Origin of the sequence: Cellulophaga lytica DSM 7489 (assembly GCF_000190595.1) — a bacterium.
Taxonomy (GTDB): Bacteria; Bacteroidota; Bacteroidia; order Flavobacteriales; family Flavobacteriaceae; genus Cellulophaga; species Cellulophaga lytica.
Genome location: NC_015167.1, coordinates 816,595 through 842,850 on the forward strand (window position 1 = coordinate 816,595; position 26,256 = coordinate 842,850).

Below are 26,256 nucleotides of genomic sequence, written 5' to 3' on the forward strand. Positions count from 1 at the left end.
AAACCAAAAAATAAAACCAAATGAGAAAAAAAATTACAGCGTATACAAGTGTTATAGTTTTTATGCTAATTAGTATAATAAGTTGTAGTAAAGATGAAGAAATTTTACCTGCAGAATTTTCTATTGATGAAACTATGTTTGATTATGCAGGTGTTATGGTAACTGAATTTTCATCAAAGAGTTTTACCATAACTAATACAGGAGGTAGAGATTTAGAATTAACTTCTTTTTCATTAACAGGAGATGCCTCTGCAGATTTTTCAACAAATGCTTCAGAAAATTCATTGTCAGCAGGAGATAGTTACGTGTTTGATGTAGTTTTTGAGCCGCAATCAGAAGGAGAAAAAAACGCAGACCTTGTTATATTAACTAATGATGGAAAAAAAACTATAAACTTAACAGGTATAGCATCTCCTCAGTTAGTGGCTGCTGCTACTTTGAGTACTACAAACATTGATTTTACCAATGTAGAAATAGGAGCATCGAGTTCTTTACCATTTACAATTACAAGTACTGGAGATAGTGATTTAGAAATAATTGGATATTCTTTTTCTGGAGCTAATGCAAGTGATTTTACTACAAACGGAACAGCAACAACAGTAAGTCCAAACCAAACTTCAGATGTTTCGGTAACTTTTACACCGCAATCTGAAGGTGTAAAATCTGCTGTGTTAGCAATAGAAACGAATGCAGGAACTTTTAATGTTGCTGTTGAAGGAAATGGAACTGCGCAACCAATGCCTGTTATTTCTTTAGACAACACTTCATTAGATTTTGAAGATGTTGAACTAAATACGGATAATGATTTAATATTGGTAGTATCAAATACTGGATCTGCAGATTTAGTTATTACTAATTTTACGTTTAACGGAACAGATGCGTCTCAATTTTCAGTACAAAACGTAGTTACACCTTTAACCATTGCTGCAGGAACCAATACATCAGTAACTGTACAATTTAGTCCAACTTCTGAAGGAGCAAAATCTGCGGTATTAGTTATAGATTCAAATGTGGCAGATGCTTCTGTAAGTTTAACAGGTACAGGAATTGCAGCAGCTACTTCTGTGATGCAGTTTAGTGAATCACCAATTAGTTTTGGAAATGTAGCCGTAGGACAAGAGTTGTCTAAAAACATTACAATTTCTAATACAGGTACTGCAGATTTAGAGATTACTAATGCAAATGTTATTGGAGGTAGTTCTGCATCATCTTTCACAGTAATAGGAGGAACAAGTTCGTTAATTAGAACAATTGCTCCTGGAGGTAGTTATACATTTGAAGTAAAGTTTACTCCAAGTTCAGAAGGTTTTGCTTCTGGTTCTATTAGATTTAGTAATAATTCTAGTGAAAATGAAGTGTCTTTACCAATGAATGGAACAGGAACAGCGCCAGCACAACCTGCAATTGCATTTAGTGAAACAGGATTAAATTTTGGAGACGTTACAGTTGGCAACTCAGGAACCGATTTAACTTTTGATATTCAAAATAATGGTCAAGGAAATTTAGAGGTAAGCACTATTAGAATTAACGGAGCTAACGCAAGTGATTTTAGTTTAATTAATGTGTCTGCACCACAAACTGTAATGACAAACGGTTATTATACTGTTAATGTTAGATTTACACCACAAAGCGTAGGCCAAAAATACGCACAAATTGTTGTAGAAAGCAATGATCCTACAAAACCTAATTATGGTATTATAGCTCAAGGAAATGGATTACAAGCTACTACAGGTACTATTGTTAATATACCAGATGCTAACTTTAAAGCAGCATTAGTAGGGAATTCATCAATCAATACAAACGGAGATGGTGAAATTCAAGTGTCAGAAGCTCAAGCTTTCACGGGTGAAATTAGAGTAGACGGATTAAATATTTTAGATGTAACGGGTTTGGAGGCTTTTGTGAATATTACACAGTTTCATGCAGAGAATAATTCGTTAACAAGTATAGATTTAAGTCAAAATACAGCAGTAACAAGGTTAACCTTAAAAGGAAATAGTTTAACAGCCTTAGATCTTTCTGCTAATTTAGCACTAGAAACTATATTAATTCAGCAAAATAGTATTAGTACAATAGATTTAACAAATCATTCTAGCTTAGTGAACTTTCAATGTGGAGACAACAATATTTCTACGCTAGTGTTACCTACTACTGCAAACGGTTTAAGAACTTTATATTTAGAAGAAAATCAAATTAGTACGTTAGATGTTTCTATGTATCCAGATTTAAGAACACTTGTTGCGTATAATAACAACTTGTCAAGTATGGATATTTCTAATAATTCAAGAGTAATCTCATTGCATGTAAGAAATAATAATTTAACAAGTTTAAACGTAGCAAATGGTAATAATGTAAATTTCATTTATATGGTTGCAGATGGAAATGCTAACTTAACGTGTATTCAACATGATGCAGGTTTTGATCCTTTAAATCCACCAAATACTACAGCAAATCAATGGTCAAAGCCAAGCGGAGCCTCTTGGAGTACTACTAGCTGTCAATAAACAAAATTTACTAAATATACAGAAGTTGCCTGTAGTTACAGGCAACTTTACTCAACTAAATATGTTATTATGAAACTTACAACATCAAAAATAATATGTCTATTTTTTTTGGGTTTTTTAACGCAATTTTCTGCACACGCGCAATTTGGAAATATGCTTAAAAAAGCTAAAAAAAATATAGCTAAAAAGGCAGAAAATAAAATAAGCGCTAAAAACAGTACTAGCGACTCTAATAGTCAGACCAATTCAGAAGAAAAAACATCATACACAGACGAAGAATTTAAACAAGAACTAGCTAAAAAGTACCCTAACGATAAGGAAAAGCAAGAGTACTATTTTAAAAAGTATAAAGAATACCAACAAAAACAAACCGCAGAAAAAGAAGCTTTATTAGCTAAAGAAAATAGTAAAGGAACGGTTGTGAGTGAAATTCCTTCCCCGGTAGAAAGTAGTGAAGATGATAAATTTAAAGACAATCAAATTTATGTGTTAAACAGAACAAAGTTTAAAAAAATACCTGCTTATGATGGTGGTTTTTCAGATAAAATGAAACTGTCTGGTTACTACCATTTATCACAATATTTTGTTAGAAACCCTGCAAACCATTTTGATAGTGACCCAGGTGATATTTATGAAGGTTTTTCTTTAGAATACAACCCTGAATCTTATGAAGTAAACGCATATTTTTCTGCCGATAAAAAGCGTTACGGTGTGGTTCCTGAACAGTATAGAAAATCTGCTAATAAAGGAAATATTCAGTTTCAGTTTGGTATGGGAGACGGACCAGAGTGGACCAATGCCAACGTGCTTTTACTTGAACCGGGTGTACTATTAATTGGAGCAGAAGTGTATCATAAAAATGATGAAGAAGGACATAAATGGATGAATAACGCACAACCACAACAGTTTGTTATTGCAGCTAAAAATCCTGATTTAATAAAAAAGTATTATAAAAACCCAGAGGTAACTTCTAAGGCAACTTTTGCAAAGTTTGATGATTTACGTAAAGACTGGTTAGGAGCAAAGTTAAATAGTGTAACAATGCCAGTAAAAGGAAGTTTTGATAAAAACTCAGCAATTAAAACTGCAGCTGTAAGTGGATTAAATACATACTATGGTAAAATGAGTATGAAAAACTTATATCAATACATGACATCTAATAAATGGTCTACTGTAAAACATAAAGTAACAGGCGTGCCTTTATATCAATGGTCGGTTGGTGCTGTTATACAAGAAAATAAAAGTGGGAAATGTATGCTAAACCAATTTATTGTAAGAAGAGATTATACTGGTGGTGGCAACTACGGAAATCCGTATTTTAACGGAATAAACCGCGGTAGTATTAGAGCACCATATGGAGATTATGTAAAGTGTGATGCAAGGCCAAATAATTAAATACTAACAATTAAAAGCAACTAATTTTTAGATTTATATTTTAAAAGAAAAGGCGGTGATTTGTTTATATTGCAATACCGTCTTTTTTTTTGACATAGTTTATATTTTGTGAAAAATTACCTTTACATACTAGTTTTTATCTTTTTTTGCAACAGCATAGCTTTTGCTCAAGATCCTTTTTTTACCCATTTTGGATCTAATGAAGGTTTGGTTGCTTTAGCTAATTTTAATGTAGTTCAAGATGATCAAAATTTAATTTGGATTGGAAGTGAAAAGGGTTTGTTTTACTATGACGGAAAACAATTTACCTTGGTTAAAAATGAAAAAGCCACAACTAAAGGTATTTTTAATTTACAAAAAGATGAAAACGGAAACCTATGGTGCTCCACAATATCTGGACATATTTATAAGGTTAAGAATAAAAAATTAGTTTTATTTAAAGACTTATCTTCAGAATTAAAAGGAGCTTTTGCTCATTTATGTATTCTCAAAAAAAATATTTTCTTTCTTTCGCAAACAGAGAGCTTTCAGTTAGACAAACAGACTGCTGAAATCAAAAAAAAACTCAATACCAAAGTATCAAAAGTTATTAAAATAAATAATGGGTTTTATTATTATAACATTAATTCTGTAAATACTTTAACGTTAGTAGAAGAAATTAATAATGAAATACAAACCACCATACTAAAAGAAAATAAACAATTTGACTTTGGTAAATTCCAAACTCTAAAATTATTTAATAATGCTGCTTTTGTAAGAGATAGCGACAAAAAAGTATTTTTAATTAAAGCAAAAACTAAAGAGTTAGAATCTATTACACTACCAAAAACAGTACAACAATTACAGATCTACACATCTAAATTAATTGGTAATACTACCTGGTTATTAACCTCAAAAGGCATTGTACAATTAGTTAAAAATAAAACCGGTTTTATTGTTAAAAATCATTTTTTAAAACAATACCAAATTACAGATTTACAGGTTGATAACGAAGGTAATTATTGGTGTACAACATTATACAACGGCGTTTTAGTAATGCCAAATTTAGCAGTAACTAAACACTATGTTTTACCCAAAGACGATGATATTATTTTTGTAGAAAAAGCATCCGAAAATATTTTATTACTTGGTACGCAAAAAGGATATTTTGTAGTCTATAACATTAAAGAAAAATCTTTTAAAAAAATAGAAATACCTAATTCACGACCGGTGAATAGAATTTATTACAATTCGGCTTCTAAAAAAGCTTTTATAAGTACTAACGGAACCAATAGTTATACCTATTCTTTACATGATGAAAAGTTAGTTACATTAAAAACGGAATTTACTACAGCTAAGGGTTTTGCTGAAATAAATAAGGATTCATTACTATACCTTTCTTACAGAGGTGTTTTGCTTTATAACAATATTCAAAAGAGCACAATGCACCAGGAAATAGCCACAAAACGCCCAATAAGTGTGCATTATGACACAAATAGTAAAAAATCTTACATTAGTTATATAGATGGAACGGTTTCTTACAATCATCAATTTAAAACTACACCTGTTTATTATAATAAAAAACCAATAATATTCTCTAATTATACATCAACAACTCACAATGTTTGGGCCTTGTCTAATAATAAATTATATCATTTAAATAATGCTCAAATAAAAGATAGCATAACTGCAAAAGAGGGTTTGCTAAATTCTCAAATTCAAGGAATTTTAGGTGTTGATAATCAAATTTGGATTGTTACAGAAAAAGGAATTCAAAAATTTAATGAAGCAACCAGAGAAATTACCACCATTAAATTAAAAGATGAAAACTCTATAAAATTTAAACAACCTATTTATGCCAACAAATCGTTATGGATTCCTGGAAACAATTACTTGTGCGTAATAAATAATGATGGCGAGGATTTATTTAAACAAAATAAAATTCCTAACGCATATATTAGCGAGGTTACCGTTGGAGGAGAACCTTCTCCTTATAAAACATCTTATTTGTTACCATATAATACTAATGACATCACTTTTCTGCTTAGGGCAAATGGTTTTTTAGCAAACAAACAGCTTGTGTTTCAATACAAACTTAAAGGCTATGATGCTAATTGGCAAACTGCAGAGCTTAACGAGGATATTGTAAGGTATATTGGAATACCTTCTGGAAAGTACCAATTTTTAATTAGAAGTAAAGCTTTAAACGGGGATGTTGGTACAATAAGCGAGCCAGTAATTATAAATGTTGAAAAGCCTTTTTGGGATACTTGGTGGTTTTATGCGTTAGCCATAATAGTTGCTGTAATAGGAACAGTTCTTTATTTTAAAATTAAAATGAGAATTAAGGAGGAAGAAGGACAACGAACATTAGAAAAAGTAATTTTAGATAGTAGAATTAGTAAGTTAAAGCTAGAAAACTTGCGCTCTCAAATGAATCCGCATTTTATTTTTAATTCTTTAGGTGCTATCCAAGACTATGTTATGAAGAACGAAAAATATTTAGCTAGTGATTATTTAGTGAAATTTTCTCGTTTAATACGCTTATATCTTGATCATAGCCGACTGAATTCTATTTCTTTAAAGGAAGAAATCAATTCTCTAGAAATATACATTGCTTTAGAACAACTTCGATTTGAAAAAAAGTTTGAAGTACATTTAAATATTGACTCAAAATTACAGCAAGACCAAATACAAGTACCACCATTATTTATTCAACCTTTTGTTGAAAATGCAATAAAACACGGTTTAATTCATAAAAAAAATCCAGGTAACTTATGGATTCATTTAAATCATCTTGCAAGTGATATTATTCAAATAATTGTTGAAGATAATGGAATTGGAAGAAAAAAATCTGCAGAAATAAATAAAAAAAGAAGAGGACATCAATCTTTTGCAGTTAGTGCAACCGAAGAAAGGATAGCTTTGTACAAAAAAGAAAAGTTATTTGTGATTAAGGTAGATTTTAAGGATAAAAAAGATGTAAATAAACAGCCCGCAGGAACTAAAGTAACCATAACCATTAAAAAGTTTTAAAATGAGAGCACTAATTATTGATGATGAAGCTAAGGCTAGGAGTGTTTTACAAACAATGCTTTCTGAATTTTTTACAGAAATAACAGGTATTAAATTAGCTGAGAATTTAATGGAAGGTGTAAAGGTAATTAAGGATTATAAACCTGATATTGTTTTTTTAGATATTGAGATGCCAGAATATTCTGGTTTAGAAATACTTGATTTTATTAATGAACCAATTAATTTTCAATTGATTTTCACAACAGCTTATCAACAATATGCGTTAGATGCGCTTAAATTATCAGCTGTTGATTATTTAGTAAAACCAATAGCAATTGATGAGTTAAAAACAGCCATTCAAAAAGCAGTAGTAAATATTGAGTCTAAAAAGGTATCTTTTCAGTTTGAAGAATTAAAAAAGGCTATACAATCACTTTCTTCACATAAAATAGCTTTAGAAATTCCTGGCGAGATAATTTTTGTATCACATGATGATATTTTATACCTAGAAGCAGATGGAATGTACACTAATGTTTACCTTGCCAACAATAAACAAGAATTGATATGTAAACCATTATCTTATTTTGAAACACAATTAAAAGGAAATCATTTATTTTTTAGATGTCATAGATCTTATTTAATAAATCTGCATTACCTAGAAAAATATGTAAAAAAGGATGGCGACTTTTTACAAATGGAAAATAAAATAGCTATTCCTATTTCTAAAACAAAAAAGCAAGAATTTTTAAAAATAGTAAAAGAGGTGTTTTAGCAATGCCTACGCTATTCCTAATCCAATTCCTTTAGATCCGCCTGTTATGTATGCTGTTTTTTTCATTTTTAAATTATTTACAATTATTTCTAAAATTAATAAGAAATTCTGTTTTATTCTGTGGTATAATAATCCATAACAAAAACATCATCTATTAACGAACCTATATCATTAATAAGTGCTAAATGTTCTTTATGAACTAAATATGCCTCTAGTGCTTTTTCATCTTTAAAAGTAAGCATAAAACTATGGGTAAACCCTTTACTTTTTCCTTCTTTACTATTGTTAATTCCCCATTCAAAATCTATAATCTCAGGAATTTTATTTTTTAACGCTACAAAATTCTCTACTGCCCTATTTACCTCTTTTGGTGTAGCTGCATCTTTATATTTTAAATTTATAACATGTCTAAGTTTTTTGCCATTTTTTGGCTTAAAATTGACTTTATACGCAAACATCTTTTTTACTTTTGGATCTACAGAACCAGATAGAAAAAAGAAATTCTCTTTAATTTTTATTGATGTTAAACCGTAATAAATAGGGTAGTTAGTATCTAACACGCTAGAAGGTTTTAATACGCCATTTGCGTTTAACTTACATAATTGTATACTGTTATCATCACGTGTACCTATTGCTACCAATGCTTCAGAATCATCAATTTTTAATATTTCAATACGTGTTTGTCCTGCTAATTTTGTGGCAGCATTATTAACTAAAACAGAATGAGGAATAAGCTCTCCTGCCTCATTAACTTTAAAAACGCTTACACCATCACCGTGAAAAATAAAATCTTTCTTCTTTATAAAATTACCTCTTTTATAATATTTATGATGTCTATGCCCTACAACAATATAATGGTTACCTCCTAAAGTAACTCCGTTTACAGGATATGTACCTGTTAAGTAACGGTTGGTGGTATTGTCTGCAATGTTATTTATATTTTTAAAATTACCATTGTTAAAAACCTCAAAACTACTAATGCCATTGTCTTGAAAACCACCTGTAATAAGATACGTTTTGCCATTTATTTTATGAGAATACATACCAATTATACCGTCTGTATGTATAAGATCATCATCTGCAAGCGATTGTATATGACTAAGTTTTCCGTTCTTATGTATTTTAAAACAACTTAAACCAGGTGTGCTCTCTAACCCACCAACAAAAAGGTAAAAATTATTTTTTATATGAATAACCTTAAGGGTAATAACTGTGCCTAAATATGTTTCTGGCGTATCGTTTAAAACAAATGCCCTTTGTAAACTTCCGTTATCCTCTATGCTATAAACTTCTACACTGTTGCCTCCTTTATTGCCAACAAACAAATAATCTGTTCCTTTAATATTGTGGGCTACCAAACCTCTTGCTGGTCCTTTTTTATTCTGCAACTCATAAGCACCAACTGGCATTAATTCTCCGGTAGCGTTTAATTTAAATACATTTATAAATGCACCATCTCCCCCAGAAAACACGTAATTAACTCCGTTTTTCTTATAAGTAGTAGCTGTTACTGTGTTGTACTTAGTTGTTTTGTAATCTGTTTGTTCTAAAATGGTAAGGTTACCTTTTGTAAGTTGAGCGTAACCAAGCAGGCAATTACAACTTACAATAACAAAAAATATACTTTTAATCCAATTCATTTTATTTTGTTTTTTTCTCTGTTAATATAGATTTTGCTCCGTAAGTCGCTATTTTATGATCCTCCTCTATTGTACCACCACTTACTCCTATGGCTCCTATTATTTTTCCTTTATTGTTTTTGATAGGAACTCCTCCTGGAAAACTGACTAACCCATTATTAGAGAGTTCTATATTGTAAATAATACCACCTGGTTGGGTAAGTTTACCTAAATCTCCCGTAGCGATATTAAAATAACGAGAGGTTTTTGCCTTTTTTATAGCTACATCTATACTACCTAAAAAAGAATCGTCCATACGTATAAAGGCTTTTAAATTTGCTCCTGCATCTACCACTGCAATATTTACCAAAACTCCCATAGTCTCTGCTTTCTCTTTTGCTGCCAAAACAGCACTTAAAGCATCTTTATCTGTAACATCTGTTGTGTTTTGCGCCACTAAAAAAGGTGAGGTAAAAATTAGGAGTACAAATAAAAGTCTACTGTGTTTTAAAGTTTTTTCTTTTGGTTTAGAGGCAGTTTTATGGTTATAAAAATTCATCATTATTGGTTATTACAGTTACAATAAATGCAAATCTCCATAATGAAAATGAAAAAAAAGTTGAACAAGTTCAACTTTAAAAAAATTATTTTTCGCTTTTTTTAATTTTACTCAAAAACTCGTGTCTAATACCAAGGTAACCTGCTATTTGTTTATCTGTTAATTTTAAAGAAATATCTGGATATGTATTTATAAAATACAAATACCTTTCTTTAGCTGTTAGGGAATGGTTGCGTATTAACCTTCTTTGCCATGATACAATTGCTTTTTGAAACATTATTTTGAAAAGCTTTTCTACAATTGGGAGTGAGTTGCATAATGTCTGCTTGTCTTCTCTACTAATTAACAACACCTTACTATCTTCTAAAGCTTGTATATTTAATTCTGATGGAGACTGATTCATAAAACTATCTATATCCATTAACCACCAGTCTTTTGCTGCAAAATATAAAGTATTATCATTACCATTTTTATCTAATGAAAACACTCTAAAGCAACCTTGTACTACAAAACCTTCAAACTTACAAATGCTACCTTGAGTTAATAAAAACTCTTTTTTCTTTATTTCTTTAGTTGTAAAATAAGAACATATTTGTTCTAGCTCTTTACTAGAAAGGTCTAAGTTTTGTTTTAAATTATCTTTTAATAATTGGTATGGCATCTTTCAAAAAAAATAGTTTTAATGCTTTTTTTATTCACAGCTAATTAAAGGTAGCTAAATACTCTTCTGCATTAGTTAGGTGTGTATTTTGTTTCTCCTCATCCATTTTATCATACATACGCACTAACATTCCTAATCTAGGGTTAGACAAGAAAAAATCTCTATGTGTATGCATAAATCTCCAAAAGAGTCCGTCCCATATATTTTGCCACTCTCCTTTTTTGTAATTACTCATTTTAATTACATAATTACTACCACTTATATAGGGTTTGGTTGCCATTAATCCGCCATCTGCAAACTGACTCATACCATACACATTGGGTACCATAACCCAGTCATAAGAATCTATAAACAATTCCATAAACCATTGGTAAACCTCATCTGGATTAAACTCGCACAACAACATAAAATTACTTAACACCATTAAACGTTCTATATGGTGGCAATAGCCTGTTTGTAGTAGTTTTTTAATAGTTTGGTCTATTGGTGGTATACCTGTTGTTCCGTTATAAAAAGATGCCGGTATTTTACGTGTAAACTTCCAATAGTTGGTAGTGCGCTCTTCTGCACCTCTAGTGATATACATACCTCTAATAAATTCTCGCCAACCTATAATTTGCCTTACAAAACCTTCTGTAGAGTTTATGGGTACATTATTAGTCTTGGCATAATCTAGTGCTTTGTCTATAATCTCTTTTGGTGTAATTAACCCCACATTTAACATAGGTGTTAATACACTGTGGTTAAGTATAGAGTTTTCTGCTACAATGGCATCTTCATACACACCAAACTCCATAAATCGTTGGTCAAAAAATTGTTGCAACCAATCCTCTGTTGCCTTAAAACTAGTTGGGTAAAGAGATTGCTCTGTTAGTTTTCCTAAGTTATCAGCAAAATTTTTATTTACATACTCTTTTGCTTCTTTATAATACTCATCTACGTCTGGAAACTGAATTGATGGAGGCGTTTTTTTAGCTGGGTATTTTTTACGATTCTCGGCATCATACGTCCATTTACCACCTTCTGGCTCTCCGTTTTCATCAATAAGAATATCTAATTTTTTACGCTGCTCTTTGTAAAAAGTAGTTTGATGATATTTTTTTTTGTCTGCTGTAAAAAACGATTCTAAATCATCTTCTGTATTTATAAATAAAGGCGATGTATGTACTGTGGTTTTTATTCCTGCTTTTTCAGCACTTTCTTCAATTCGTTTTTTTAACCAATTATCTGTTGGGTCTATATAATTTATATGCTCAACATTATTGTTTTGTAATTCTTGTATAAATACTCTTATATCAGATTTTTTTTTAATTGATTCTATATATGTTACATCACATTTATGCTTCTCAATTAAAAAATCTTTATACCTCATCATTGTTGCTCTATGAAAAGCAATTTTTTGTTTATGAAAAGAGTACTGTTTAAAAAATAAATATTCTTCTATTAAATAAATGGTTTCATCTTTACCTAATATGGGTGATTTTTTAAATAATTGATGCGGAAAAACAATACTTATACTTTTCATTTATTTCTTTTACAACGTTGACTACAATACTTAACCTCTTCCCAATTTTTCTCCCACTTTTTACGCCAAGTAAATGGACGTTCACAAACAATACATATTTTTTGTGGTAGGTGCTGTTTTTTCATTTTTATTATTTTTTCTTCCCAATTAGTAGTTTTACAACCCAATTAGGTAATGTAGCATTACACAACTATTTTTTTTATTAATTTTTTACACGAAAACAAACTTTAAGCATTTGGTATAAGTCTGGATGTTTTTTCTTCATTAGTTTGGGCTTTTCAAAAAAATATTCTGCAGCTACTGCTAAAAACTCAGCTTCATTGGTTCCTCCATAATTTCTAATATCAGACTTATTATCATTAATGGCTTCCATTTCTTTATGTATAATTTTTAACCAAGGTATAACATTAGGTTCTTGTATTAATCGTTCTGGCACACCATCAATAACACCATCTTGTTTGTCTATTAAATGTACAAACTCATGAATACCTGTGTTATGAACATGTGCTTTTTTTTGAAATCCTTGATGAAGTGCTTTTCTAGATAAAAGCATTTGATTTTTAAATTGCCCACTACCCACCATACCTGCAATATTTCTGTTTTTATCTTTTTGTGCAAAACCCAAATCTTCATTAAAATGGTCTGGGTAAACCAATACTGTACTTAAGTTTTTGTAATACCACTCATTAAAATTAAAAACAGGAATTACAGCACTAGATGCAATTAAAACCCTATCTACATCTTCTAATTTAAAACCTACACTTTCCACATTAACCTCACTTAAAAACAGCATTATACGTGCTTGAAAACGTTGTTGTTCTGCTACAGATAAGTTTTTATAAAACCGAACGTGTTTTAATAAAATAGTATGCCAATTGGCAGGAAAAGCTTGTGCCTTTTTCTTTCTGGTTAACATAAAACCATAAATAATAAAGGCTACTAACAGTAAAAATCCAATAGTATATATCATATTTATAAATTAGGTAAAAGTGCTTTATTAAACATACAGCTCTTTTTTACATTTTTTCCAAAAAGCAAAGAAAGAAGGGTAATAACCGGTAACTGTAAACATCCAATCTCTTGCATCTTGCTCTCCCTTATAGTGTGTTGCTGTTGGATGCTCTTTAAAGTAAATATTGTTGAGCTTATAAGTTGCGACTAAGTCTGCAAACTCCCCAACATAAATTTGTACATTACCTATATTATCTTCTGCTAATTTTAGCATAAAATCTATACTCTTTTTAGATACCGGATACTTTTTAAAGTGAGAAGGCTCTAATAACAAAACTCTATTTACAACTTCTTCTTTTCTCCAATTAGGATCTAGATTGTAAAAATTATAAATACAAGTTGGTAATTCTTCATTTAACTCTATTTGTAAAGGTTTAGGAAGTGCAATTGTTAAATCTATATCTATATTTTTTTCTAGCTCTTCAGGTATTTTTAAGGTCTCAAAAGCACTGTAAGGAATATCTAAAAAAGTATTATTCTGTTCTGTAAAACAGTACTTATTAATATTTTCTTGATTGGCATAATATTTTTTATTAGAATTTGAACCTGCCACCCATTGCCAACTTAAAGCGTTACTTGCCCAATCTGCATCTAACAAGTAATAGTACATCCATTTTGCAGGTAACAACCAATGGCTTTGCCCTATATTACACGCCAAAGATGCTGCATACATACGCAAATGGTTGTGCATATAACCTGTTTGTTCTAATTTTCTTATTGCGTTATCTACAGCTATTATTCCTGTATTTGCCTCTACAATTGATTTTGGTATTTGTATATTAGATACAGGTGTTTGTGTGTGTTTTAAATCTGTATTAATTTCATCTCCTTTTGCTATCCAAACCTGCTGCCAATAATCTCTCCAAGCTAATTCCTGTATAAATTTTTCAATTTCTAAAGGTTTATGTCCTTGAGATAAAACTTCTTTTAATATATATTTAGTAGAAATTACACCTCTAGAAATATAGGGCGATAAATGGGTTACTGCTCCGTTAATATAATTTCTTGTAGAAGCATATTCTATAGGATTTATTTGATTTACTCGCTTGTAAATTTCATCAATAGTGGTTGGAAAAAAGGCAGATTCATCTTCAAATAACTTCATACTGCGCTGTTATTGTACTTTCTCCCAGATTAGCTCTGCGTTTAAATAAAAACTACCTATAAAATTAAAATTACATTCATTAGGCTTTATAATAGATAAGAAGGTTTCATTATTCTCTCTCTTGTATAAATGATAGGTCTGGCCTACAATAGGTTCAAAAGTAAACTTAGCATCAAAAATTAGTTTGTTATACTCGTATTGCTCTAGCATAGCATCATACTCAGCTTTAAGCTCTAAATACCTTGCCTCTAACTTGTGGTTTACTTTATTTATACTCCTATTTTTCCAGGCTATATTATCTGTAGTGGTAATAACTGGTGCACCAACAGATGTTGCATATGGCTTAAGTGCAGCATCATACTTTTGGTTTTCTACATTAAAAACTACATTATCAGGTTTTTTACTCTCCTTCATTTATAATAACTTGTTTATCAATAACTAAAAAAGAATTAAAAAAAGAAATCCTCTTTTACTTTATAAAGATAAGCATTGTATCATAATTAACAGAACTAAAAGTGAACGGGCGTTCTTACAAAACTGACAGTTCTACACTCTTGTAATTAGATTTTGGAGCATCACAAACCGAGCATTTATAATTTTCTGGCAAGTCTGTAAAAGCGGTATTAGGAGAGATTCCAAAAGTAGTATCTCCGTACTCTTCATCATAAACGGTAAAACAAGAAACACATTGGTGTACCGCTTTTACTAATTGCTCTGCCTTGTTACTATCCTCTACGGCAACAACATCTGTACGTCCTAATTGTTTAAAGTATTTTTTACTAAGTTCCATTAGTAAACCTGGCAGTTCTATTTTATCTACATCTAATGCATAAGCTTTATAAATATGTGTATTTGGGTCAAAATTTTTAAAGTGTAATACATTATACGTTGGCCTAATTACAAAATCTTTAGCTATTGTTGGTGTTGTATTTTTTTCTATAATTACAGATGCAAAATGCGATCTTTTACCAGATTCATTACTTAAGCCAAAGGTTAAACCGTAGGTGCTAATATCATTTTGGTTTAAACTTAATACCAAAAAGTTTTTTAAGTCCAGAGCCTCTATATCATCAACCGGTAAATGCCAATTCATTTCTAATTGAGAATGCCTAATATTTATACCTCTTTGCCCTAAAAAACGTTCTAAACTTGGCCTACTTTGCTTTTTAATACCCTTTACAATAAGAGATTTCCAAGGAGTTATGCATATTTTACCAATACCATTGTCTAAACAAAAACCACAAAATTCTTTTAAAAAATTAAGGTCATATTTATTATTTCTCCAATACAAACCAAGCCAATATTGGTCTAGTCCCATACGGTTCATCCCCTCATAATACGGAAAAGTAAGGTAAGGCACTTCTAAGTCTTTCTCTATGGTTTTATTATTGGTGTCTAGTTTTTTACTAAGTACAAAAAATAATTCTTCAACACTTTCTACATCTTCATAAATATCTTCTATGGCTTTAGATATAATATTAATATCCCAACTATACACTAATACTGGGTAATAGTCTCCTTTTTCCCACTGTGGCAATTTTATATTTAAATACCAATAATCTTCGCTCTCTGATGCTATAAAATTTAAATTACCACTAAAAATAGGCACTAGACGCTGCTTTGGGTCTGTTATATTTATTTTTAATTTAGGCAGGTAATTAAATCGTTCTAAAATATATAAAAAGGTAGATCCTTTTAACCAAAAGGTCATATCAAAAATATCTGCACATACGTAAGACGACACTATATTTTGGTAAGCTCTTGTACCAATGATATCTGTATTATATTCAGAAATACGCTCTAACTGTTCTTCTTTGGTGTTTTCTAACGGAAACAACAAATCTTGCCTAGAACCAAAATAAACTTCTTTAAGGCCAGCTGCCTCTAACATTGTTATACTATCTTTTAATTCTCCTGGAGAAGTAACGCCACCTTTAATTAAAATTCTATGTAAATCATCATTCATAATAAAACTATTAATTTGCTAGTAAAAGCTGACTATTAAGTATTTCTTTAATTTCTGGCTTGCAGCTACCACAACCTAAACCTGCTCCTGTTTGTGAACACAGCTTGGCAAAATCTGTACAGCCGTCTTTAATTGCATCTGTAACATTACCTTTACCAACTTGACTACATGAACAAACTAATTTACCTTTTAAAGGTACAGAGTTAGAGGCACCTCTTAGCAGCTCATTTCGTTTTTCCGATAGTTCTATTTCCTCTTCAATTAAACGTTTAAATTCTGCAAATTCATTTTTATCTCCCATTAAAATGGCTCCTTTTAATGTATCATCCTTAACAATACATTTTTTATAAAAGCGCTTGCTTACATCCATTAAAATAATTTCTTCATAACTGTTATCACCTGCAGGAGAGTTTACCATACCAATGCTACATAAATCTAAGTTTTCAAACTTTAAAATATTCATTAAAACTGAGCCATTATAAATACTACTGTAATCTCCTAAAATATAATTTGCAGCAATATCTGCCTGTTGTTCTGCGGCAGATGTAATACCAAAAAGTGAGTTGTTAAACTCTGCAATTTCACCCAATGCAAAAATTGATGGATTACTGGTTTGCATATAAGAATTTACCACAACACCGCGCCTAGTTTTTAACTTTGTTTGTTTTGCCAACTCTATATTTGGCCTTGTACCAATAGCATAAACTATAGCGTTACATTTTATAGTTTTTCCTGTTTTTAGGTTTACCAAAATACTATGACTAGTTGTTTTTTCATCAAAAACAGTACTAACTTCATTATCAAAATATAAATTTATATCTCTTTCTAAAACATCTTGCGCTAATAACCTACTTGCAACATTATCTAATTGACGCTCCATTAACCTTGGAGCTCTTTGTATAATACTAATATTTACATTAATTTTTTTTAAAGCAGCTGCCAACTCCAAACCTAAAAGTCCGCCTCCTACTATAACCACGTGTTGTGCATTATTAGGCAAGCCTGTTTCATACAAGTACTTTTTTAACTTATCTGCATCTCCACGTTCTCTCATAGTAAACCTACCTGGCAGGTTAATTGGCACATCACTAGGTACAAAAGCTCTACTACCAGTTGCCATTATTAGTAAATTGTAATTGTGGGTTACTCCATTAGCATCTGTAACTTGTTTTTTGTCATCGTTTATTTTAGAAACTCCAACTCCAGCATGTAGTTTAATATTTAATTTTTTTAGTTCTCCTTTTTTAAGTTTTTCTAAAGATTGCCATGAGAGCTCATTACTAACATACTCTGGCAATAATACTCTGTTATAAAAAGGATCTTTCTCTTTAGAAAAAACATGCAGTTCATCTACCGTATTTTTTTCTCTATAAGTTTGTATAAATCTATATGCTGCAGCACCCGCGCCAACAATTATAACTTTTTGTTTGGGTTTTACGTATTTTTCTACTTGTACTGCACAGTACTTAAAGTCGGGCTCTTTAGATACTGGGTCTACAATATCATTAGTTAAATTATTTGCCCTTCCAAAATCGTTATTTAATATTTTCCCCCAATGCATTGGTAAAAAAACCACCTGTTCTCTAATATCAAAATTAATAGTTACTTTAACCTGTACTTTACCTCTTTTACTTTTTACTACGGCAATATCTCCTTCTTTTAATTTTCTTAAAAAGGCATCTACCATATTCATTTCTAAATAAGGCATAGGTATGTGCGTAAGCAAACGTTTTACTTTACCCGTTTTTGTTCTGGTATGCCATTGGTCTCTTACTCTACCTGTGTTTAAAATTAATGGGTAATCTACACTTGTTTCCTCAGACTGGTTATAGGTTTCTGATGGCGCATTAAAATGTGCTTTGCCATCTTGGGTATTAAAAGCAAAATTAGTAAACAGGCGCGGTGTTCCTGGATGGTTTTTATCTGGTACTGGCCACTGAAAACTTCCTTCGGTTTTTAGCCTATTGTATGATAAACCAGAAACATCTATACTTGTGCCTTTAGTAAGTAAACAGTACTCATCATACACCTCACTAGCATTGTTATAATTGAAGCCAGAGTATCCCATTTCTTGAGCAAAACGCCATAATATTTCTGCGTCTGGCAATGCTTCGCCTGGTGCATTAATAACTTTTGGCAAGTAACTAATTCGTCTTTCAGAATTTGTCATTGTGCCTTCTTTCTCTAACCAACCAGCAGCTGGCAAAAGTAAATCTGCAAATTTTGTGGTCTCAGAATTATGAGAAACATCTTGTACTACAACAAATTTTGCCTTTTTTAGTGCTTGCTCAATTTTAGTTGCGTTAGGCATACTTACCACGGGGTTTGTACAAATAATCCAAATAGCTTTTAAATCACCATTATCTAAAGCATTAAACATTTCTGTTGCGGTGTAGCCTGGTTTTGCTTGTACTTGTTTACCTCCCCAAAAATCCGATACTTCTTTTCTGTGTTCAGGATTATTTAAATCTTTATGTACTGCCAACAAATTTGCCATACCACCAACCTCACGACCACCCATTGCATTTGGTTGCCCTGTTAAAGAAAACGGACCAGAACCTGGCTTACCAATTTGACCTGTAAGTAGTGATATGTTTAGCAATGCTACATTTTTAGAAACTCCAATTACACTTTGGTTAAGCCCCATTGTCCACATACTAATAAAGCCTTTTGCATTACCAATATATAGTGCTGCTTTTTTTATATCTTCTGCTTTAATTCCACATTTTTTAGCAGCAGTATTTATTGTAAGTTGAAAAGCACTTGCTTTGCATTCTTCAAAATTTATGGTATGCTTTTTTATAAAACTCTTGTCTATTTTCTTTTTCTCTATAAGCACACGTGCTATAGCATTAAAGAGAATTACATCTGTACCTGGTAAAATTTGTAAGTGCAAATCTGCAGAGGCACAAGTCTGTGTTTTTCTTGGGTCTACTACTATTATTTTTACATTTGGGTTTTCTTCTTTATGCTTCTCTAAACGTCTAAATAATATTGGGTGACACCAGGCAGGGTTTGCACCAGCAATTAAAAAACAATCTGCCAACTCTATATCTGCATATGCAATTGGTACAGAGTCCTCGCCCACTGTTTTTTTATAACCAACAACAGCAGAACTCATACATAAACGTGAGTTGGTATCTATATTATTACTACCAATAAAACCTTTTATTAATTTATTAGCCAAATAATATTCTTCAGTTAAGCACTGACCAGACACATAAAAACCTACACTATCTGGCCCGTGCTTATCTATAATACTTTTAAAAACTGCTGCTCCTCTTTTAAAAGCATCATCCCAAGAAACTCTTTGTAAAGGGTGGTTTTTACTCCAACGCATTTCTGGATACAAAATACGATCTGTGGTGTCTTGAGCTACGTAGTTTAAATTTTTACCCTTAGAACACAACATACCTTTGTTTACCGGATAGTTTTTATTACCCGATACAGTTAGTACGTTTTTAGCATCTTTTTCTACAATTATTCCGCAACCTACACCGCAATAACAGCAAATAGTTTTATGTGTTGTATTTTTTTGCATAGTTCTAAATAACAGATGCGTAAACATCTTTTTAAACTATGGAAAGATACAGAATTACGTATAAATACGTAGTAACGATATGATAATAATAAGGGGATGAAATTGTTTAATTTACAAATAAACCCCTTAAAAATAGTAGGTTAACTATTGTTGCAGCTTGTCATACGCTGTTGGTAGTTTTAAACTAAATTATACTGTTGTGCTTTTTTAGATAAATCTATAAGGTTTTTAACTTCCATTTTACGCATTAAATTAAACCTATGCGTTTCTACAGTACGTTTACTATTTTGTAGTTTTTCTGAAATTTGTTTGTTAGTTAAACCTGTTAAAACCAATTCTAACACCTGTAATTCTTTACTTGTAAGATCAAAAGGATTACTATTATTTTTAGAAGTTTTTACTGTTTCTGATGCTGTTTTATTATGAAGTAAATTATTAACCAATACATTAGATATGTCTCCGCTAAAATACTTGCCTCCTTGTTGCACAGTGTGTATTGCTTTTATAAACTCTACTTTACCTGTATCTTTTAATAAGTAACCGTTTGCACCTGCATCTACAGATTTAAGAATATATTCTTCTGAATCATGCATAGACAAAATAATGGTTTTAGTTATAGATCCTTTTTTATTTAAAACCTCAACAGCATCTATACCATTCATTACTGGCATTCTAATATCTATAATTAAAAGGTCTGGTTTTTTTTCTTCAACAATATCAATGGCTTCTTTACCGTTAGACACCTCTGCTACTACAACCAAATCTTTTTCTTCTTCTAGTAAAGAACGTATTCCGTCTCTTACTAAAGAATGATCATCTGCCAATACAATACTTATAGTGCTACTCATTCATCAAAATATTTTTACAAATATAATTTAAAAATACGTAGTGACATACGTAATATACTTAGGCAATACTATAAAAAAAGTCGCCACATAATACTGTAGCGACTAATGAACAGTTATTTAATTGATGATTATTTTGTTGTATTTAAAAATTTTGGTTTGATGGTTAACATTGCCCATGCCCAATTTTGACCTCCAGCAGAAGCATCTTTAGTTGTTTCTTTTAGCTCATACATACCATCATTTGCAAACATTTGAGAATATCCTATAGCCAAACCATACCCTTTAAACTTTTTTGAAAAAACTAGGTCTACCTCTGTACCTAAAGATTTGTCACCACTAGCTAACTCTTGTTCTGCACTAAAATTTAACGCTTTTACCATAAGGCTAGAGGTATCATTTAGTTTAAAATTAGCGCTAATGTGTACATCTAGTAAACCTACAGAATTGGCGTGGTTGCCTACATAAAAATAATCCATAAAGCCATTAAATTTATGATTGGTTCCGTAAAGTGGAAAAAAGGCGCCTGTTTCACCAGCATCTGCATCATTACCACTAATAAGCTCTAAGCCCGCACCTAAAGTAATTTTATCTGATGCTTTTAAGCTAAAATCTAAACTTGCCAAATAAGCTCCTTTTACATCTACTTCTCCTTGTCTTTTACCTGTTTGTAAAAATAGATTACTACTAACACCTAGTTTTCCTTTTTTGTATGCTAAATGTGTACCAAGTGTTAACAAACTACTTGTACCATCTGGTGTTGTTTCATCATCCTCATACTCCTGAAAACCATTATTTAAAAGTAAAAAGCTACCAGAAAAAGCGTCCCATTTTTGCTTTAGATACAAATATTGCATTGTTTTATAAGAGAAAAAACCTGTAGTGCTGTACGCTGTACCAACAGATGAAAAGCCCGATAAGTTTGCCTTATCTTGATTAAATGCCAAACCTACATCCAATAAAAATTTGTCTTTTTTATATTTTAACAATGCTGCATCATGGTTACGTGCTTGCTGTGCCCAACCTACAGAACCCAATATTCTTTGATCGTCATAATCTATTGTTTGCCTTCCTATTTTTGTAGAGAAACCTTCTCCTAAATTTAGCTCTCCCCAAGCTTCAAAAACTGCAAAAGAATTATTAGCATCCGCAGGTAAAAGTTGCCTGTTTTCTCCCCATGTCATTACATCTTGCAGGCTTACATACACCTTGTAAGATTGGTCTGCATAACCAAAATTTATACGTGCTCTAGTAGATATGCCAAAACCAGCATCTGTATCTTCAGAAATTATGTTTCCGTAGCCATGGCGGTACTCTGTTCTTGGCCTAAACTCGCCATCTATTGTAAACTGTGCTGATATGTATTGCGTTATAAATAAAAAGAGTGCTATTGTTATATATTGATTTTTTTTCATAATCTATTTTTTTGGTGGTGTTATAGTGTTCTTAATTAATTTTAGTGTTCTAAAAAATCTATTAAATGCTTTCTGCAAGCGTAGTAATCCTTATGATCTAAAACAGATTTTCTTGTTCTAGGTCTTTCAAAATCTACAGTTAATACGTCCCCAATTTTTGCCCTTGGGCCACTTGTCATCATAACTACTCTGTCTGCTAAAAAAATAGCTTCATCTACATCATGAGTAATCATTACTGCTGTAATTTTCTCTTTGTTCCATATTTCTATTAAAATATCCTGAAGCTCTCCTCTTGTTAACGAATCTAACATTCCAAAAGGCTCATCTAACAACAATACCTTGGGTTTAATAGCAAAGGCTCTTGCAATACCAACTCTTTGTTGCATACCTTGCGATAGCTCTGTTGCTTTTTTATTAAAAGCCCCATCTAAACCAACCTTATGTAAATAATATTTGGCAATATCTACACGTTGTTTTTTGGGTACATGAGGAAAAACTTGATTTACCCCTAAAAGAACATTTTGTAAGGCTGTCATCCAAGGCATTAAACTTGGCGACTGAAAAATTACTCCTCTATCTGGACCTGGTCCTTTTACAGGATTACCCAAAACAGATATGTTTCCGCCAGAAATAGGATTTAAACCAGCTATCATAGAGAGCATTGTTGTTTTTCCACAACCAGAGTGACCTATAATTGTAACAAACTCCTCTTTCATTATTTGTAAATTTAGGTTCTCAAGAACCACATAATCTCCCTTTGGTGTTGGGTAAACCTTTTTTAAATTAATAAGGTCTAACATAACTTTTGATGGATAGAAAATTCCGTTTTCAAAGTTTGTATTATCTGTTTTTGATATGGTAGAATTCATTTTTCTATAGTTTTAAAATTGACCAACAAAGCTTTTTGGTGTTACATCTGGCAATACATACTCTGTGTTAGAAACGGACTTTCTGTTTTCTCCTATAGCCATTAAATAGGCTATAATTTTATTTCTTGTTTCTATATAATTTATATTATCATTTAATTTGGTTTTGTCCCTTGGACGTTCAATATCAATAGTAAATTCTGGGCCCAATGTAGCTTTAGGTCCTGGTTTTAAAGGAATAATCCTATCTGCCATATAAATTCCCTCATCCACGTCATTTGTAATTAGCAATGCGGTTCTTTTATCTTTACTCCAAATGTTTAATATTTCATCTTGTAAATTACCTCTGGTTAATGCATCTAAAGCTCCTAAAGGCTCATCCATAATTATCATCTCTGGTTTCATAGCCAATGCCCTAGCTACAGAAACTCTCTGTCTCATTCCGCCAGACAATTCTTTTGGTCTTTTATCAATTGCATGAGATAAACCTACCATTTTTATAAAACTAACAACTCTTTCCCTAATCTCTGTTTTACTTTCCTTTGGAAAAGCCTCCTTAACAGCCATTGCAACATTCTGATATACTGTTAACCAAGGTAGTAGTGAGTAATTTTGAAAAATAACACCACGTTTGTGACTTGTACCAACTACAGGTTCTCCCTTAAAAAGCACCTCTCCACTGGTTGGTTTTATTAAACCATTAATTAAATTTACTAGTGTAGTTTTTCCACTTCCAGTAAAACCTACAATGGCAACAAATTCTCCTTCTTCAATTTTTAAATTGATGTTAGAAAGTACCTCTGTACTATTGTTACTCTGCCCATATGTTTTACATACATTCTTTAATTCTAAATATGCCATAGTGCTTGTTTTTATAAATTAAATGCCCTCGTTTTTATTAAAAGACACCATTTGTTGTATGGTTAACATTAACCTATCTAACAAAAAGCCTATAATCCCAATAACAAACATTGCCACTATAATTTTGGCATTAGAATCGTTTGCTCCATTCTGAAATTCTTCCCAAACAAACAATCCTAAACCTGGACTTTGAGCCAGTAACTCTATGGCAATAAGAACCATCCAAGCAACAGAAAGTGTAATTCTAAGCCCCGTAAATATTAATGGTAAAGAAGAGGGTAAAATAACTTTAAATACTTTTTGAAAAGTTCCTAATTTTAAAACTTTAGCAACATTTATATAATCTTTATCTACAGAAGAAACACCCATTGCTGTGTTTACTAAAGTTGCCCACATTGCACACAAACCAACACTAACAAAAGAAATTACAAATGCATTATCTGAGCTGGCTCCTATGTATAATGTTTTTACAATCATAAAAACTAACAAGTACCATACTACTGGAGACACAGGTTTAAATATCTGAATAAACCAATTAAATGCACTTCTAAGAGACGGACTTAATCCTATAATAACACCTATAGGAACTGCTATAATAAGCGCAAGCAAAAAACCTGCAAAAACCGTTTTTATACTAGTTAAAACAATGTCTATAAAAGATGCTCTTCCTGTGTAAACAATTGCCTTTTTTCCTTGTGCAATTAACTTTGTATTAGTTGCTTCCATTTTTAAATTAAAAGCCTCTTTTTTAGCCTGTATTAATTGATGATCTGCAATTAAAGACATAAACGATGCCCAAACCTGTGTTGGTGATGGTAGTGTATTTGGCTGACACCTACTTTCGCCAGAAGCTATACAAGCCTTTTCTGCATCTGCAGCAGCTTGGCCTTGTTCTACCAATGCTTTTTCTATTCTGTATGCGGCCTCTTTATTATACAACGCCTTAGAACCAAGATGCCACAACCCTAAAAATAAAAGGATAGAAACAATGGTTATAGCTGTTTTTTTTAGTGATTTTGATACCGCCTCTTTTTCAAATTTAGATTTAACAATTGAAGCTATTTGCTTAAAAAAAGCAAAACCAGAGTGCTGTTTCTTTAATGTAATTTCTTGTTTCATAGTATATTCTTTTTGGGTTGTAGTGGTAGTTAATCTTTATTACCTATTGAAAAACTGTTTATATAACCAATAGGATCTTTTGCATCATAAAGAGTACCGTCTATAAAATCTGTTGTTGCTGGCTTATAACCATCTGTATCTGGTATATCTTGCTTTGGTATTTTGCCTTCGGCAACCAATAAGTCTGCAGCTTTTCTCCAAACATCTGGGCGGTAAATTTCTTTTATAGTTTCCTTGTACCAAGCGGCAGGTTTTGCTTCTGAAATTTGCCCCCATCTTCTCATTTGTGTTAAAAACCAAATTCCGTCAGAATAAAAAGGGTAAGTAGCATTGTATTTGTAAAACACATTAAAATCTGGCATAGAACGTTTGTCACCTTTTTCAAACTCAAAAGTACCCGTCATAGAATTTGCTAAAACTTCTTCTGGAGCTCCTACATACTGTGACATAGACAATATTTTAACGGCCTCTTTTCTGTTGTTAGGATTATCTAACCACTTACCAGCTCTTATTAAAGCTTTTGTAACCGCTACTGCTGTGTTTGGGTTTTCATCTACAAACTTTTTTGTCATTACAAATACTTTCTCTGGGTTATTTTTCCAGATATCATAATTTGTAACAACTGGTACACCTATACCTTTAAAAACTGCTTGCTGGTTCCATGGTTCACCTACACAATAGCCATATATTGTGCCCGACTCTAGTGTTGCTGGCATTTGTGGTGGTGGTGTTACAGATAATAAAACTTCTGCATCAATTTGTCCTTGCACATTGTCTGCTGTGTACATCCCTGGGTGTATGCCTGCTGCTGCTAACCAATATCTTATTTCATAATTGTGGGTAGATACCGGAAAAACCATTCCCATTTTAAATGGTTTTCCGCTGTTTTTATACTCAGCTACTACTGGTTTTAAAGCATCTGCCTTTATTGGATGTATTGTTTTTCCGTTATCATCTAAAGGCACATTTGGTTTCATTTTTGCCCAAACATCATTAGATACTGTTATTCCGTTTCCATTTAAATCCATTGAAAACGGAGTAACTAATTTTGCACGTCTACCAAACCCTACTCCTGCTGCTATTGGTTGTCCTGCTAGCATATGAGAACCATCTAACTGGCCATCTATAACACGGTCTAAAACATTTTTCCAATTAGACTGTGCCTCAACAGAAACAAAAAGCCCTTCTTCTTCAAAAAAACCTTTTTCCTTTGCTATAGCTAAAGGAGCCATATCTGTTAACTTTATAAAGCCAAAAGTTAATTGTGGTTTTTCAATTTCAAATGCTGACCCTGTTACTTCTTCTGTTGTAGTAGTACTTGCTTTTTTATCTTTTTCACCACAAGCCGATAGAAAAGCTAGTGCTATTAAATAAAGAAGTACATTGTTTACTGTATTTTTCATAGTTAATTATTTAGTGTGTTCTACGTATTAATACTTAATAAAACAAAAGTATACGTATACTTTGTAAAATTTTATGAAATTACACAGAACAAAAC

20 protein-coding genes are annotated in these 26,256 nt (G+C 31.6%); 4 read left to right on the top strand and 16 right to left on the bottom strand.

All coding sequences use genetic code 11. The features are described 5' to 3' along the window. The first annotated feature begins 20 nt into the window (after positions 1-20). From CELLY_RS03625 to CELLY_RS03640, 4 genes are all read left to right on the top strand, one after another. A complete protein-coding gene (locus CELLY_RS03625; protein ID WP_013620298.1) occupies positions 21-2,504 on the top strand; it encodes a choice-of-anchor D domain-containing protein in 2,484 nt (827 codons plus the stop codon). Between the two features lie 69 nt (positions 2,505-2,573). Beyond that, positions 2,574-3,899, top strand: a complete 1,326-nt coding sequence (locus tag CELLY_RS03630; protein WP_042256572.1) for a hypothetical protein — start codon at positions 2,574-2,576, stop codon at positions 3,897-3,899. Between the two features lie 108 nt (positions 3,900-4,007). Continuing rightward, on the top strand, positions 4,008-6,914 hold the full coding sequence (locus tag CELLY_RS03635; RefSeq protein WP_013620300.1) for a sensor histidine kinase: 2,907 nt from the start codon (positions 4,008-4,010) through the stop codon (positions 6,912-6,914). A gap of 1 nt (position 6,915) precedes the next feature. Next, on the top strand, positions 6,916-7,665 hold the full coding sequence (locus CELLY_RS03640; RefSeq protein WP_013620301.1) for a LytR/AlgR family response regulator transcription factor: 750 nt from the start codon (positions 6,916-6,918) through the stop codon (positions 7,663-7,665). A gap of 113 nt (positions 7,666-7,778) precedes the next feature. On the opposite strand, the gene CELLY_RS16625 is transcribed toward CELLY_RS03640, so the two are convergent. The 16 genes from CELLY_RS16625 to CELLY_RS03715 form a co-directional block, all read right to left on the bottom strand. Beyond that, positions 7,779-9,305, bottom strand: coding sequence for a Dabb family protein (locus tag CELLY_RS16625; protein WP_013620302.1), 1,527 nt, complete (start codon positions 9,303-9,305; stop codon positions 7,779-7,781). Position 9,306: 1 nt separating this feature from the next. Continuing rightward, entirely contained in the window at positions 9,307-9,846 is a 540-nt protein-coding gene (locus CELLY_RS03650; protein WP_013620303.1) for a GlcG/HbpS family heme-binding protein, read from the bottom strand. A gap of 82 nt (positions 9,847-9,928) precedes the next feature. After that, positions 9,929-10,504, bottom strand: coding sequence for a Crp/Fnr family transcriptional regulator (locus tag CELLY_RS03655; RefSeq protein ID WP_013620304.1), 576 nt, complete (start codon positions 10,502-10,504; stop codon positions 9,929-9,931). 40 nt (positions 10,505-10,544) lie between these two features. Then, positions 10,545-12,029 (bottom strand): cryptochrome/photolyase family protein, encoded by a 1,485-nt coding sequence (locus tag CELLY_RS03660; RefSeq protein WP_013620305.1) that lies wholly within the window; start codon positions 12,027-12,029, stop codon positions 10,545-10,547. Beyond that, complete coding sequence (locus CELLY_RS16875) at positions 12,026-12,154, bottom strand: DUF2256 domain-containing protein (protein ID WP_013620306.1); 129 nt, start codon at positions 12,152-12,154, stop codon at positions 12,026-12,028. Before CELLY_RS16875 ends, CELLY_RS03660 begins: the two co-directional genes overlap by 4 nt. 77 nt (positions 12,155-12,231) lie before the next feature. Continuing rightward, complete coding sequence (locus CELLY_RS03665; RefSeq protein ID WP_013620307.1) at positions 12,232-12,999, bottom strand: M90 family metallopeptidase; 768 nt, start codon at positions 12,997-12,999, stop codon at positions 12,232-12,234. A 27-nt stretch (positions 13,000-13,026) separates the two neighbouring features. Then, positions 13,027-14,145 carry an FAD-binding domain-containing protein gene (locus CELLY_RS03670; protein ID WP_013620308.1) on the bottom strand — a complete coding sequence of 373 codons (1,119 nt, stop codon included), beginning with the start codon at positions 14,143-14,145 and terminating at the stop codon, positions 13,027-13,029. A gap of 9 nt (positions 14,146-14,154) precedes the next feature. After that, entirely contained in the window at positions 14,155-14,559 is a 405-nt protein-coding gene (locus tag CELLY_RS03675) for a DUF2452 domain-containing protein (protein WP_013620309.1), read from the bottom strand. A 115-nt stretch (positions 14,560-14,674) separates the two neighbouring features. Continuing rightward, positions 14,675-16,111 (bottom strand): rubredoxin, encoded by a 1,437-nt coding sequence (locus CELLY_RS03680; RefSeq protein ID WP_013620310.1) that lies wholly within the window; start codon positions 16,109-16,111, stop codon positions 14,675-14,677. A 10-nt stretch (positions 16,112-16,121) separates the two neighbouring features. Further along, a complete protein-coding gene (locus CELLY_RS03685) occupies positions 16,122-19,652 on the bottom strand; it encodes a nitrate reductase (protein WP_013620311.1) in 3,531 nt (1,176 codons plus the stop codon). Positions 19,653-19,831: 179 nt separating this feature from the next. After that, the gene (locus CELLY_RS03690; protein ID WP_013620312.1) at positions 19,832-20,500 is read right to left on the bottom strand and encodes a response regulator transcription factor; all 669 of its coding nucleotides are present in this window, start codon (positions 20,498-20,500) and stop codon (positions 19,832-19,834) included. A gap of 128 nt (positions 20,501-20,628) precedes the next feature. Then, the gene (locus tag CELLY_RS03695; RefSeq protein WP_013620313.1) at positions 20,629-21,912 is read right to left on the bottom strand and encodes an alginate export family protein; all 1,284 of its coding nucleotides are present in this window, start codon (positions 21,910-21,912) and stop codon (positions 20,629-20,631) included. 41 nt (positions 21,913-21,953) lie between these two features. Further along, positions 21,954-22,781: an ABC transporter ATP-binding protein gene (locus CELLY_RS17155; RefSeq protein ID WP_013620314.1), complete on the bottom strand. Its 828-nt coding sequence runs from the start codon at positions 22,779-22,781 to the stop codon at positions 21,954-21,956. Between the two features lie 12 nt (positions 22,782-22,793). Further along, positions 22,794-23,639, bottom strand: a complete 846-nt coding sequence (locus tag CELLY_RS17160) for an ABC transporter ATP-binding protein (RefSeq protein ID WP_013620315.1) — start codon at positions 23,637-23,639, stop codon at positions 22,794-22,796. 18 nt (positions 23,640-23,657) lie between these two features. Next, complete coding sequence (locus CELLY_RS03710) at positions 23,658-24,758, bottom strand: ABC transporter permease (RefSeq protein ID WP_013620316.1); 1,101 nt, start codon at positions 24,756-24,758, stop codon at positions 23,658-23,660. Between the two features lie 29 nt (positions 24,759-24,787). Then, the gene (locus tag CELLY_RS03715; RefSeq protein WP_013620317.1) at positions 24,788-26,161 is read right to left on the bottom strand and encodes a CmpA/NrtA family ABC transporter substrate-binding protein; all 1,374 of its coding nucleotides are present in this window, start codon (positions 26,159-26,161) and stop codon (positions 24,788-24,790) included. Positions 26,162-26,256: the final 95 nt, after the last annotated feature.

Bases quoted from the DNA above. Each gene is read 5' to 3' on its own strand.
- CELLY_RS03625 (WP_013620298.1), top strand. From the start codon at position 21: ATGAGAAAAAAAATTACAGCGTATACAAGTGTTATAGTTTTTATGCTA.
- CELLY_RS03630 (WP_042256572.1), top strand. From the start codon at position 2,574: ATGAAACTTACAACATCAAAAATAATATGTCTATTTTTTTTGGGTTTT.
- CELLY_RS03640 (WP_013620301.1), top strand. From the start codon at position 6,916: ATGAGAGCACTAATTATTGATGATGAAGCTAAGGCTAGGAGTGTTTTA.
- CELLY_RS16625 (WP_013620302.1), bottom strand. From the start codon at position 9,305: ATGAATTGGATTAAAAGTATATTTTTTGTTATTGTAAGTTGTAATTGC.
- CELLY_RS03650 (WP_013620303.1), bottom strand. From the start codon at position 9,846: ATGATGAATTTTTATAACCATAAAACTGCCTCTAAACCAAAAGAAAAA.
- CELLY_RS03655 (WP_013620304.1), bottom strand. From the start codon at position 10,504: ATGCCATACCAATTATTAAAAGATAATTTAAAACAAAACTTAGACCTT.
- CELLY_RS03660 (WP_013620305.1), bottom strand. From the start codon at position 12,029: ATGAAAAGTATAAGTATTGTTTTTCCGCATCAATTATTTAAAAAATCA.
- CELLY_RS16875 (WP_013620306.1), bottom strand. From the start codon at position 12,154: ATGAAAAAACAGCACCTACCACAAAAAATATGTATTGTTTGTGAACGT.
- CELLY_RS03665 (WP_013620307.1), bottom strand. From the start codon at position 12,999: ATGATATATACTATTGGATTTTTACTGTTAGTAGCCTTTATTATTTAT.
- CELLY_RS03670 (WP_013620308.1), bottom strand. From the start codon at position 14,145: ATGAAGTTATTTGAAGATGAATCTGCCTTTTTTCCAACCACTATTGAT.
- CELLY_RS03675 (WP_013620309.1), bottom strand. From the start codon at position 14,559: ATGAAGGAGAGTAAAAAACCTGATAATGTAGTTTTTAATGTAGAAAAC.
- CELLY_RS03680 (WP_013620310.1), bottom strand. From the start codon at position 16,111: ATGAATGATGATTTACATAGAATTTTAATTAAAGGTGGCGTTACTTCT.
- CELLY_RS03685 (WP_013620311.1), bottom strand. From the start codon at position 19,652: ATGCAAAAAAATACAACACATAAAACTATTTGCTGTTATTGCGGTGTA.
- CELLY_RS03690 (WP_013620312.1), bottom strand. From the start codon at position 20,500: ATGAGTAGCACTATAAGTATTGTATTGGCAGATGATCATTCTTTAGTA.
- CELLY_RS03695 (WP_013620313.1), bottom strand. From the start codon at position 21,912: ATGAAAAAAAATCAATATATAACAATAGCACTCTTTTTATTTATAACG.
- CELLY_RS17155 (WP_013620314.1), bottom strand. From the start codon at position 22,781: ATGAATTCTACCATATCAAAAACAGATAATACAAACTTTGAAAACGGA.
- CELLY_RS17160 (WP_013620315.1), bottom strand. From the start codon at position 23,639: ATGGCATATTTAGAATTAAAGAATGTATGTAAAACATATGGGCAGAGT.
- CELLY_RS03710 (WP_013620316.1), bottom strand. From the start codon at position 24,758: ATGAAACAAGAAATTACATTAAAGAAACAGCACTCTGGTTTTGCTTTT.
- CELLY_RS03715 (WP_013620317.1), bottom strand. From the start codon at position 26,161: ATGAAAAATACAGTAAACAATGTACTTCTTTATTTAATAGCACTAGCT.